This is a genomic window from Burkholderia sp. Bp9143 (genome assembly GCF_003853645.1).
In the GTDB taxonomy this organism is placed as follows: Bacteria; Pseudomonadota; Gammaproteobacteria; order Burkholderiales; family Burkholderiaceae; genus Burkholderia.
The window spans coordinates 136,823-149,005 of the sequence record NZ_QTPO01000001.1; the positions used below are offsets into that span (position 1 = coordinate 136,823).

10 protein-coding genes are annotated in these 12,183 nt (G+C 67.6%); 6 read left to right on the top strand and 4 right to left on the bottom strand.

Translation table 11 applies throughout. The features are described 5' to 3' along the window. Nucleotides 1-72: 72 nt before the first annotated feature. Nucleotides 73-543 (bottom strand): hypothetical protein, encoded by a 471-nt coding sequence (locus DIE23_RS00720; RefSeq protein ID WP_124610339.1) that lies wholly within the window; start codon nucleotides 541-543, stop codon nucleotides 73-75. Between the two features lie 79 nt (nucleotides 544-622). Next, nucleotides 623-1,828: a PstS family phosphate ABC transporter substrate-binding protein gene (locus DIE23_RS00725; RefSeq protein WP_260435911.1), complete on the bottom strand. Its 1,206-nt coding sequence runs from the start codon at nucleotides 1,826-1,828 to the stop codon at nucleotides 623-625. 324 nt (nucleotides 1,829-2,152) lie between these two features. On the opposite strand from DIE23_RS00725, the gene DIE23_RS00730 reads away from it, so the two are divergent. The 5 genes from DIE23_RS00730 (at nucleotide 2,153) to DIE23_RS00750 (ending at nucleotide 7,730) form a co-directional block, all read left to right on the top strand. Then, the gene (locus DIE23_RS00730) at nucleotides 2,153-3,736 is read left to right on the top strand and encodes a substrate-binding domain-containing protein (RefSeq protein WP_260435912.1); all 1,584 of its coding nucleotides are present in this window, start codon (nucleotides 2,153-2,155) and stop codon (nucleotides 3,734-3,736) included. Nucleotides 3,737-3,937: 201 nt separating this feature from the next. Next, complete coding sequence (locus DIE23_RS00735) at nucleotides 3,938-4,945, top strand: ABC transporter substrate-binding protein (protein ID WP_124610340.1); 1,008 nt, start codon at nucleotides 3,938-3,940, stop codon at nucleotides 4,943-4,945. 80 nt (nucleotides 4,946-5,025) lie between these two features. After that, a complete protein-coding gene (locus DIE23_RS00740) occupies nucleotides 5,026-5,853 on the top strand; it encodes an ABC transporter ATP-binding protein (protein WP_124610341.1) in 828 nt (275 codons plus the stop codon). 69 nt (nucleotides 5,854-5,922) lie between these two features. Beyond that, complete coding sequence (locus DIE23_RS00745; RefSeq protein ID WP_409364217.1) at nucleotides 5,923-6,750, top strand: ABC transporter permease; 828 nt, start codon at nucleotides 5,923-5,925, stop codon at nucleotides 6,748-6,750. 185 nt (nucleotides 6,751-6,935) lie between these two features. Then, nucleotides 6,936-7,730 (top strand): hypothetical protein, encoded by a 795-nt coding sequence (locus tag DIE23_RS00750; protein ID WP_124610343.1) that lies wholly within the window; start codon nucleotides 6,936-6,938, stop codon nucleotides 7,728-7,730. Nucleotides 7,731-7,762: 32 nt separating this feature from the next. On the opposite strand, the gene DIE23_RS00755 is transcribed toward DIE23_RS00750, so the two are convergent. Next, nucleotides 7,763-9,178: an ATP-binding protein gene (locus DIE23_RS00755; protein WP_124610344.1), complete on the bottom strand. Its 1,416-nt coding sequence runs from the start codon at nucleotides 9,176-9,178 to the stop codon at nucleotides 7,763-7,765. After that, the gene (locus DIE23_RS00760; RefSeq protein WP_124610345.1) at nucleotides 9,175-9,840 is read right to left on the bottom strand and encodes a response regulator transcription factor; all 666 of its coding nucleotides are present in this window, start codon (nucleotides 9,838-9,840) and stop codon (nucleotides 9,175-9,177) included. The genes DIE23_RS00755 and DIE23_RS00760 overlap by 4 nt, the downstream gene beginning before the upstream one ends. Nucleotides 9,841-10,090: 250 nt before the next feature. On the opposite strand from DIE23_RS00760, the gene DIE23_RS40670 reads away from it, so the two are divergent. Next, entirely contained in the window at nucleotides 10,091-12,178 is a 2,088-nt protein-coding gene (locus tag DIE23_RS40670) for a PepSY domain-containing protein (protein ID WP_311767797.1), read from the top strand. Nucleotides 12,179-12,183: the final 5 nt, after the last annotated feature.

Here is a 12,183-nt window from a genome sequence, read left to right on the forward strand (position 1 = left end):
ACGAAGCTGAACGCGACCTGAAGCTTTCCTGAATGAAATTTCAGGCGAGCGGCAAGCGGCGCGCGGCGCACGTCAACGCGCCGGCTGGAACAGCGCGGCCAGCGATGGCGTGCGCGCGGCGAGCTCGTCGCGTACCTGCTCGGCGCGCTGCATGATCGCGGCACGATCGCTGCCCGGCGTGTAATGGAACGTCGAGCCGATGACGCCGATGGTCTTGCCGCCCGAGTCGTGCATCGGCAGCTCGACCGACAGGTCGCCCGTCTTCGTCGGCTCGACGCGCGGCTGCCCGCTGTCGAGTACGGCGAGGTCGTCGGCGTCGGCCGGCTTGCCGATCCGGCCGATGTTCGACGCGATGATCACGTTCTCGCCACCGGCCGGCGGCGTGACGTGCAGCGCAAGAATGGTCAGTTCGGGATGCGCGGACAACGTGGTGTCGACGAGTTGCTGCGCGTAGGGCGCGGCCGGCGCGCCGGCGTGCGCCAGCGATGCGGACGCGAGCAGCAGCGCGGCCGCAGCGGCAGCGGCTCTGGGAGAGCGGTGCATGTGAAGACTCCTGGAGACGGCGCCGCCCGGCAGGACGGGGGCGGCGCCGGATAGGGGGCTGGAGAGGGGCGCTGCCGCGTCAGTTGGCGAGCAACGCGCGAGCGCTTTCGGCCTGCCGTGCGCGCAGCGGCACGTACATCGCGTGATCGAGCACCGCTTGCTGCCCCTGCTTGCTCAGCACATAGCGCAGGAACTCGGCGATCGCCGGATTGAGCGGCTTGCCGGGCGCCTTGTTGGTGTTGAAGTAGATGAGGCGGCTCAGCGGGTAGGTCGCCAGCGCGACGTTCTCGTACGTCGGCGCCGTGAACGGGCCGCTGTCCGATTCGCCGAGCGGCAGCATCTTCACCGGCGCGTCGATATACGCGATCCCCGAGAAGCCGATGCCGTAGCGATCGTCGGCGACATCCTTCGCGAGCGGGAACACCAGCTTGTCGTAGTGGATGTCGTCGCGCCACTCGCCGCGCTTTCCGTCGGCGCTCAGCACGCGCTGCCGGACGAATTCCTCGAAGCCGTTCCACGGTTTGATCGCATAGACATGCACCGGCTTGTCTGCCCATTCGCCGGTCAGCCCGAGGTCGCCCCAGGTCTGGATCGGCTTGCCGCCGCGCAGGTGCGTGCGCGAGTAGAGCGCGTCGATCTGCGCGTAGCTCAGCTTTTCGATCGGGTTGTCCTTGTTGACGAAGAAGCCGATCGCGTCGAGGAAGCCGAAATGCCGGTACGAGCCGCCCGAAATCGGCACGCTGAGCGGGTTGTAGCCGAACTTGGCCTTGAAGTCGGTGACGTCGTCCGGCTTCAGTTCGCGTGACACGAACACGAAGTCGAGCTTCTCCTTGACCAGTTCCTTCGCGCCGAGGCTGCCCGCATACGGCGGGGAAATGTGGATGTCGACGTTCGGGTAGTACTTCCTGAAGCCTTCGATCCAGCGGTTGACGAGCGATGGGAGCACGTCGGATGCGGCGCCCGCGAACGTGCCGGACAGCTTGAGGTCGGTGCGCGGCCGGAAGTCCGGCAGCGCGGCGTCGAGCCGCGGCTGCAGGATCTCCGGCTCGAGCAGCGCGCGGCCGACCTTCATGCCTTCGTCGGCCTGCTCCTTGGTCTGCGGTGTCGCCGTCTTCAGCGCGGGCACGACCCACTCGACCATCGGCGTGTCAGCCGCCGCGGCACCCGTCATCCAGGATGCCGAGACGGATGCAACAGCCGTGGCAGCCGCGGAAACGGCCAGTCGACGCAGGCGGCCGGACGACGCAAGCCGGCCGGTCGCGGAACGGGGTTCGATTCGATTCACGTGTTGTCTCCTCCTTTATTGAAGCAAGCCGTGTACGGCTACCGCGCTATTGTGCGGCCGGCCCGGACTGCGGAAAACCGGGGTACGTGCCGATGCGTTGGGTCCAACGATAGTGTCGCCGGATGAACGCAGTCTGAAGACATCCTGAAAATCCGTTCATGCAATGTCCGCGCCGAGGATGAACGAATATTCAGCATCGGTTCAGGTTCGCTTCACCGTCTGCCCGTAACGTTGGGGCGGCTTCTCCCGGCGCGACGGCGGGGCGGCATTCCCGACCGGAAGCCGGGCCGTTGCGCGATCTCCCACCACAGGCAGGAGACACTCGTGCTTGCTTTCGATTTCTTCTCGCGGCGCGCATTGCCGTCGATGCTGTCGCTGCCGCATCCATCCCGCCTGCAGGACGCGCGTTCGGCGCCACTGCCATTACGACGCGGGCGTCGCGCCGGTCCCGCCCTGATGTTGGCCTGTCTTGCGTTCGCGGCACCGGGCATCGCGCGAGCGGCCGACAGCGCCGCTGTGCTGCCGGCCTATCGAGCGCAGACGCACCTGAACGGCACGCTCGACAGCGTCGGCGACGACGCGATGGGGCCGCTGCTCGACGCCTGGCTGGCGGCATTCGAACAGCGCCAGCCGGGCATCCGGCGCGGGCCGCATTGGCGGCATGCCGGCAGCGCAACGGCGTTCGGCGCGCTGATGTTCGGCGACGCCGACATCGCGCCGCTCGCGCGCGAGCCGTTGCCGACGGAATTGCAGCCGTATGCGCACCAGTTTGCCGGCGACATGATGAAGTCGCCGCTGCTCGTGCGTGTCGCGACGCGCGACGGGCAGGCGGCCTATCTCGCGGTGAACCGGCGCCCAGGCGCGCCGCTGCCGCCCAGGATCAAGGCCTTCCTGATGTTCGCGCTGAGCAGCGAAGGGCAGGCGGTCGTTGCCGCGCGGAAGGATTTCGCGCCGCTCGATGCCAGCGCCGCCGCGCAGGAACGCGCGAAGCTCGACGGCTTCCTGCCGCCGCTCGATGCCGCGCTGCCCGACTATCGCCCGGTGGCCGGCCTGCACGGCGCGATCGACAGCATCGGCAGCGACGGCATGAAGTCGCTGATGGATACGTGGATCGACGCGTTCACGCACGTGCAGGCCGGCGTGCGCAAGGGCCGCCGCTGGGAGCATCTTGGCACGCTGAACGGCTTTCACGCGCTGCTCGCGGGCGATACGGAGATGGCGCCGATGGGCCGCGAGCTGTGGCCGGACGAACGGGCCGCGTATGCGCAGGTCCGCCATCGTGCGGCGCCGCTCGAGATCCGCGTCGCGCGCGGCGGCTTCGACACGCCGCAACGGACCACGGCGCAGGCGATCTTCGTGCACCCGGACAACCCGCTCGCCGGCATCACGCTCGCGCAGCTCGCATCGATCCTGCAGCGCAACCCGGGCATCACGCGATGGGGCCAGCTCGGCCTGACCGGCGAATGGGCCGACCGCCCGATCGCGATCTACATGCCGCCGCATGTCGCGCCCAATGCGATGTCGATGCAGGCCATGGTGCTGCACGGCGGCGCGTGGAATGCAGCCGTGCACGAGGGATCGATCGACGATACCGCGCACGCGATCGCCCGCGATCCGGGGGCGATCGGCTTCGGCGGACTCGAGGAAGGCATTCCCGGCCTCAAGACGCTGGCGGTCGCGCGTGCGGCAGGCGAGCCGTACGTGGCACTCGATGCGCGGAACGCGGCGAGCGGCCGATACCCGCTCACGCGCTACATGTACATCCGCCTGAACCAGCCGCTCGCACCGCCGGTGAAGGCATTCCTGCGCTACATCCTGAGCCGCGAGGGTCAGGAGCCGGTGCGCTATTCGGCGTACTTTCCGCTGACCGCGGCCGAGGCGCGTGAAGAGCTGGCGAAGCTCGAATGACCGGCTCGCGCGCGTGTCCCGCCGCAGTCCGCGCGTACGTCGCGTCATCCCTGAACAGGGATTCATTTTCCGTTCAGCCTGATTTTAAGGTTGCTCCGTATAACTGAAATCGTTCCGTGAACCCCTGCGCGCGGCCGGGAAACAGGCGCAAGCGCAGGGCAGGCGGTACGCCACACCTATCGACTCTGGAGGAGACATCCCATGAAACGCACTGTCCTGCACATCGCCCTCGGCGCGCTGGCACTCGGGACGCTGGCCCCGGCCGCGCAAGCCGGCGAGAAGATCACGCTGATGGTCGGCGGCATGGAAAAGCAGATCTACCTGCCGGCCAAGCTCGCCGAGCGGCTCGGCTATTTCAAGGAGCAGGGCCTCGACGTCGAGCTCGTCAACGAGGCGGCCGGCGTCGATGCGGAGAACGAGCTGATCGCCGGCGGCGTGCAGGGCGTCGTCGGTTTCTACGACCACACGATCGACCTGCAGGCGAAGGGCAAGTACATCCAGTCCGTCGTGCAGTTCAGCCACACGCCGGGCGAAGTCGAGCTGATCTCGACGAAGGTCGCCGACAAGGTCAAGTCGCCCGCCGATTTCCGCGGCCTGACGCTCGGCGTGACGGGGCTCGGCTCGTCGACCAACTTTCTCACGCAGTACCTCGGCGTGTCGCACGGCGTGAAGACGTCGGAGATGACGTCGCTGCCGGTCGGCGCCGGCAATACGTTCATCGCCGCGATCAAGCAGGGCAAGATCGACGGCGGCATGACGACCGAGCCGACCGTGTCGCGCCTCGTCAACGGCGGCGACGCGAAGGTGCTCGTCGACCTGCGCTCGCCCGAAAGCACGCAGAAGTGGCTCGGCGGGCTGTACCCGGCCGCGAGCCTCTACATGGAGAACGGCTGGGTGCAGTCGCACAAGGCAACGGTGCAGAAGCTCGCCAACGCGTTCGTCAAGACGCTGCGCTACATCAACACGCACAGCGCCGACGAGATCACCGCGCAGATGCCGGCCGACTACTACGCGGGCGACCGCGCGATGTACGTGAAGGCGCTGGCGGCCGGCAAGGTGACGTTCATTCCGGATGGCCGCATGCCGGAATCGGGCCCCGCGACCGTGCTGAAGGTGCTGTCGGCGTTCGACAAGGCCGTGTCGGGCCACAAGATCGATCTGGCGAAGACCTATACGACCGAGTTCGTCAACGCCGTGCAGATCAAGTAAGCATGCGCGCCGCGGCGGCCCGGCAGCGGGCCGCCGCGGGCGCTGCGTCGATTCCAACCTGTTTCCATAGGTGGCACTCCATGACAGCCCCAGCCTCATCGGCAACCCTGCCGGACCCCGTCGCCGCGCCGGCCGACGTCCCGGCCATTGAACTCGATCGCGTCAGCCGCCGCTTCGTCAGCCCGGAAGGCAAGGCGATCATGGCGCTGCAGAATTTCAGCATGACCGTCGCCAAGGGCGAATTCTGCGCCGTGGTCGGCCCGACCGGCTGCGGCAAGTCGACCACGCTCAGCCTGATCACGGGCCTCGCCACGCCGAGCGCCGGCGCGGTCAGGATCTGGGGCGAACCCGTCACCGGCATCGACCGCCGGATCGGCTTCGTGTTCCAGTCCGACGCGGTGTTCCCGTGGAAGAGCGTGCTCGACAACGTCGCTGCCGGCCCGCTGTATCGCGGCGAGAAGAAGGCACTGGCGTATGAACGCGCGATGGAATGGATACGTCGCGTCGGCCTCGCGCGCTTCGAGCGTCACTATCCGCACCAGCTCTCCGGCGGCATGCGCAAGCGCGTGGCGCTCGCGCAGACCTTCATCAACGAGCCCGAGATCCTGCTGATGGACGAGCCGTTCTCGGCGCTCGACGTGCAGACGCGCACGCTGATGCAGGACGAGCTGCTGCACTTGTGGAGCGTCAACGGCGCGTCGGTGGTGTTCGTCACGCACGACATCGAGGAGGCCATCGCGCTCGCGGACAAGGTGTTCGTGCTGACGTCGGGTCCCGCGACCGTGAAGACGTCCTACGAAATCGACCTGCCGCGGCCGCGCGACGTCGCGGAATCGCGCTATTCGCCGCGCTTTATCGAACTGTCGCGCCAGATCTGGAACGATCTGCGCGACGAGGTCCACATCTGAGCGCCCGAGGGCGCGTCGAGGAATCGCATGAATACGTCAATGACAGGAAGTGCCGCGCACGAGCGCGAAATGCGGCAGGTGGAAGTGAAGGCGCAGGCGAGCATGCGTCGGCGCCAGGCGCTGGTTTATGTGCTCCGGGTGGCCGTGCTGGTCGTGACGCTGGGCGGCTGGGAGCTGAGCGGCCGCCTGGGCTGGATCGACCCGTTCTTCTTCTCGATGCCGTCGATGATCGTCGCGCAGATCGCGCAGTGGCTCATCGAGGGCACGTCGCAAGGCCCGTTGTGGGTGCAGGTGCTGGTGACGCTGGAGGAAACCGCGCTCGGCTTCCTGATCGGCAGCGTCGGCGGCGTGCTGGCCGGCATCGCGCTGGGGCGCAACAAGCTGCTCGCCGACGTCTTCAGCCTCTACATCAAGATCGCGAACTCGATCCCGCGCGTGGTGCTCGGCTCGGTGTTCATCATCGCGCTGGGGCTCGGCATGGCGTCGAAGGTCGCGCTGGCGGTCGTGATGGTGTTCTTCGTGGTGTTCGCCAATGCGTTCCAGGGCGTGCGCGAGGCCGACCGCAACCTGATCGCGAACGCGCACATCCTCGGCGCATCGAAGCGCGACGTGACGCTGACGGTCGTGCTGCCGGCCGCGATGAGCTGGATTCTCGCGAGCCTGCACGTGAGCTTCGGCTTTGCGCTGGTCGGTGCGGTGGTCGGGGAGTTCCTCGGCTCGAGGCAGGGCATCGGGCTGCTGATCTCGACCGCGCAAGGCGCGTTCAACGCGGCCGGCGTATTCGCCGCGATGATCGTGCTCGCCGTCGTCGCGCTGGGCGCGGAGTTCGTGCTCACGCAGTTCGAGAACCGGCTGCTCAAGTGGCGCCCGCCGCAGTTCTCCGACGCGGGTCACTGATCGCCGCGCGCCGGGCCGGTCCGCGCGTGTGACGGACCGGCCCGGCATTCCATCTTCGGCGTGGCCGTCGCCGCGCCGCGTCTGTTCCGGTTCCCCCTGTCTTTCATCCGACCTATCGCGTTGCCGCGTGACGGCGGGCGTTCGCCCGCGGCCCGGCCCACCTTTCGCTCAGGAGAATCCGCCTCATGCCATTCACCCGTGATCCGGCCGCGCGCCGCGCGCCGCGTCGCACGCGTTTCGTCCACGCGATGCTCGCCGTCGGCACATGCCTGTTCAGTCATGCCGCGCTTGCCGGCCCGCCGTTCGTGACCGACGATCCCGAGCCTGTCGAGCGTGGGCACTTCGAGATCGATACCGCCGCGTCGGGCACCGTGCGGCAGGGCAGTCACGCCGGGCTGCTGCCGGGTGTCGAGGTCAATTACGGGCTGCTGGACAACCTGCAGGTCAGCGTCAATGCCGGGATGGCCTTCATGCACGCGAGCGGGGATCGCACGCATTACGGCTTCGGCGATACCGAGCTGGGCGCGAAGTACCGCTTCATCACCGAGGACGACACGGGCTGGCGTCCGCAGGTCGCGTTCGCGCCGAGCGTCACGCTGCCGACCGGCAACGATCGCCTCGGCCTCGGTGACGGGCATGCGCACGTGCTGCTGCCGCTGTGGATGCAGAAATCGATCGGCGACTGGACGACGTTCGGCGGCGGCGGTTACGTCGTCAATCGTCATGCGGGCCGGAACGGCTACTGGACGGCCGGCTGGGCCGCGTTGCGCAAGTTCGGCGACAGGCTCCAGCTCGGCGGCGAGGTCTTCTATACGGGCGCGGCGAGCGTGGACGACCCGTCGGCGGTCGGCTTCAACCTCGGCGGCATCTACGGGATGACCGAGCACGACCGCATCCTGTTCTCGTTCGGGCGCGGCATCACGCACGTGAGCGACACCAACCGCTTTTCCTATTACGTCGGGTACCAGCGCGACCTGTGACGCGTGACCCGTGACGCACGCACGCGGCGCGCTCAGGCCGCGCCGGTGGGGTGGAACGTGCTGGCCGCGACGTTGCCGGCGGTGTCGGGCGCCGTCGTCGCGGGAATCTCGAAGACCACGGTCAGCCCGCGGCCGCCGGGCCCGGCTTCGGCGAAGATGCGCCCGCCGTGCAGCTCCACGATGCTGCGGCAGATCGCGAGGCCCAGGCCGCTGCCTTTATCCTCGTTGCCCGGACGATTGACGCGCACGAAGCGTTCGAAGATGCGCTCGCGCTGTTCGGCCGCGACGCCGGGCCCTTCATCCTCGACACACACCTGCCAGCACTGGTTCATCAGCGTGGAGCGCAACGTGATGCGGCTGCCCGCGGGCGAGGCAGCGAGCGCGTTGCTGAGCAGGTTCAGCAGCACCTGCCGGATCCACTTCGGCTCGATCGCGACGAGGCCGCTGCCGTGATGCGTGAGGAAGAAGCGCTGCTCGCGGTATTCGGCGAGCACGTGTGCGTCCTGCGCGAAACCTTGCAGAAACGGTTCCGGATCCTGCGGCCGCAGGTCCAGCGTGATCGCGCGCGCGTCGGCGCGCGACAGGAACAGCAGGTCCTCGATGATGCGATTGAGCTGCGCCAGTTCCTTGATCTGGATCTGCACGGATTGCTCCTGCCCGGGCGTCAGCTGGCCGTCGACGACGAGCTTCTCGGCCTGCAGGCGCACCAGCGTCAGCGGTGTCTTGAGCTCGTGCGACGCTTCGGCGGTAAACCGGCGGATCTGGTTGAACGAATCCTCGAGGCGGTCGAACATCTGGTTGAGCAGGCGCGCGAGATCCGAGATCTCGTCACGCGCGCGCGACACCGGGATCCGTTCGCTCAGGTTGTCGGAGCGGATGCGGTCGGCCGTGTCCTGGATCAGCCGCAGCGGCCGCAGCGCCATCCGGCTCAATCCGTAGCCGATCACGCTGCTGACCGCGATCATCACGACGAGCAGCCCGTAGAACGTGCGTTCGTACGCGCTCATCACCACGCGTACGTGGCCCTTCGACGTCGCGATCACGACCGTGTAGGGGCCGAGCGCGAACTTGCCGGCGCGCAGCTCGCCGAGGCCTTTGACGTTCTCATTGAACGCCTGCTGCCGGCCCGACGGCGCGAGATCGTGCCCGTGCAGCCCCGGCGATCGGAATACGACCGCGCCGCCGGGCCCGTAGATCTCGGTGAAGAACAGTTCCAGGTTGTCGCTCGACATTGCCTGCACGCGCTGGCGCCACTCGACTTCCGACGGCGTGGCGCCGAGCGGCGCGATGCTCGCGCGGATCTGTTCGAATTCCGATTGATTGAGCAGGTCCAGCGCGTGGATCGCATGGCCTTCGATGAAGTACCGTCCGGCCAGGAACAGCGAAGCGAACGTGACGGTCGATGCGAGAACGTAGCTGAGCGCGAGGCGCGCGCCGATGGATTTCATATCAATTGGTAGCCGACGCCGCGCACCGTCTTGAACAGCGGCTTGCCGAGCGGCGCCTCGAACTTGCCGCGCAGCCGGCTCATGTAGACGTCGAGCAGGTTGGTGTCGACATCGTAATGCGATTCCCAGATCTTCTCGGCAATGAGCGTGCGTGTCAGGATGCGGCCGGGGTTCTGAAGGAAGATCTCCAGCAGCGCGAACTCGCGGCTCGTCAGGTCGATCGGCTTGCCGTTCAGGTGGACGGTGCGGCTCAGCAGGTCGAGCTTGATGCCCTGGTGCTGCAGCACGGTTTCCTTGACGGACGACTGGCGACGCAGCAGCGAGCGCATGCGTGCGAGCAATTCCTCGATGCTGAACGGCTTGGGCAGGTAGTCGTCGGCGCCGACGTCGAGCCCCTTCACGCGATCCTCGACCGCATCGCGCGCGCTCAGGATCAGCACCGGTTCGTTGAAGCCGGCCGAGCGCCATTCGCGCAGCAGGTCGAGGCCGTCGCCGTCGGGCAGGCCGAGGTCGAGCACGATCACGTCGTAGCTCGACTCGCACAGCGCTTCGCGCGCCTGTGCGCAGCTCTCGACCCACGTCACCGTGTACGCGCGTTCGGTGAGCGCCTGCTTGAGAAACAGGCCGAGCTTGCGCTGGTCTTCCAGGATGAGGATCTTCATGATGAAAACTGCCTGTCAGGGTAGTTTCAGGCTAGCGCAGCGCGTACGCCGTGACAAGCGAGGCATGGGGCAGGGCGGGGTTTATGCTGATCATTCTGAACACGAATTCAGGTAGCGTTCATGTCCGGTTCAGATTCGTCACACGCCCGCGTATCGCGGGCAATGCGAACGACGCGCGACGAATCGGGACTTACCCCGACATCCCCCCAAATTCAGCTTTCATTCAGGTTTGCCGACAAAGATGATGACCATGCAACGTCGTCGCCTGGGCAACCTCATGACACCCGAACTCCATCGCATCGTTCTGCAGGTCCATCGCTGGTGTGGCATGACGGTCGGCCTCGTGATCCTGGCGATGGCGATCACGGGTGCATCGATCGTGTTCCGCCCCGAGCTCGAGCCGGTGCTCAATCGTGATCTGCTGACGGTGCCGGCCTGCACGGCGCGCGTGCCGCTCGATACGCTCGCCGCGAACGCGGCCGCGTCGCGGCCGGGCGCGACGCTCGACTACATCCGGCTCGTCGCCGGCCAGCACGATGCGCGGCGCATGCCGTCCGCGATGGTCCGCTTCACCGATCAGCATTTCGTCTACGTCGATCCGTGTACCGGCGACGTGCTCGGCGAGCGCTCGCGCTACGGCGGCCTGCTCGGCACCATCGAGCAGATTCATCGCTTCCGCTTCATGCCGCACGGCAGCCTGATTACCGGCACGAGCGCGATGGTGTTCGGCCTGTCGATGATCGTGTGCGGTGTCGCGCTCTGGTGGCCGCGCACGCGCCACGGCTGGCGGCATGCGTTCACGCTCCGGTCCGGCACGCGCGGCACGGTGTCCGCGTACCGCCTGCACCGCACGATCGGCGCATACGCAAGCGTGGTGCTGCTGTCGATGGTGCTGACCGGGCTGCCGTGGGCATTCGACTGGTATGCGCAAGGCATCTACACGATCGTCGGCTCGCCGGCGCCCGCGAAGCCGCCGAAGTCGGCCGTGCCCGCGCACGGCGCGGCGCGCCTGCCGCTCGACACCTTCTGGCGCACCGCGCAGTCGTTGTCGCCCGAGCCGCGGGATGCGCTGCTGCATATTCCCGAGAAGCCGCGCGACCCGGTCGAGATGTACCTGATCGATCGCGACGCACCGCACGCGAACGCCCGCACGATGCTGTTCATGGATGCGTACACAGGCAAGGTGCTGCGGTACGTGCCGTATCGGGACAGCAGCATCGGGCACAAGCTCTATTTCTGGGCGCTGTCGTGGCACACCGGCGCGATCGGCGGCGTGTTCGGGCAACTGCTGCTGCTGGCCGCCGCGTTATGCGTGCCGGTGCTCGCCTACACCGGCATCCGCAACTTCCTGCGCCGCACGCAGCGCACGGCCCCGAACCACGCACGCATCACCGTGCGCGTCGCGAGCAAGACGATCGAGGCCGACGGCGTGTGCGCGTTCGAGCTGACGGACCCGGCCGGACGCAAGCTGCCGCCGTTCACGGCCGGCGCGCATATCGACGTGCATCTCGGCGACGGTCTCGTGCGCCAGTATTCGTTGTGCAACGATCCGCGCGAGCGCCATCGCTACCAGATCGCCGTGCTGCGCGTCGAGCACTCGCGCGGCGGCTCGGTGGCGATGCACGACCGCCTTCGCGAAGGTGACCTGCTCGAGATCGGCGTGCCGGGCAATCACTTCGCGCTGGACGAATCGGCGCCGCGCTCGCTGCTGCTCGCGGGCGGCATCGGCATCACGCCGATCGTCGCGATGGCGGAGCGGCTCGCGCGGCGCCGCGCCGATTTCGAAGTGCACTATTGCACACGCTCGCGGTTGCGCACGGCGTTCCTGCCGCGGCTCGCGCGCGCATCGTTCGCGGGCCGCGTGCGCTACCACTTCAGCGACGGGCATCCCACGCAGCGATTCGACGTCGAGCGCGTGCTCGACAGCCAGTCGCCGCGCACGCATCTGTATGTGTGCGGCCCGGCCGGTTTCATCGACCGGGTGCTGGACGCGGCGCGGCAGCGCGGCTGGCCGGAGCCGCAACTGCACTACGAGCGTTTCGCGTCGCAGGCGCAGACGCCGGCGTCGACGCATGCGTTCGACGTCCAGCTCGCGAGCACGGGCAGGGTGTACCGGATTCCCGGACACAAGACCGTCACCGCATCGCTGGCCGAATACGGCGTCAGGATCCCGACGTCGTGCGAGCAGGGCGTCTGCGGCACGTGCGTCACGCGCGTGATCGCCGGCGAGGTCGAGCATCTCGACTGCGTGCTGACGGACGCGCAGCGCGAGCGGCACGGGCACTTCACGCCCTGCTGCTCGCGCGCGAAGGGCGATCTGCTGGTGCTGGACATCTGACCGGG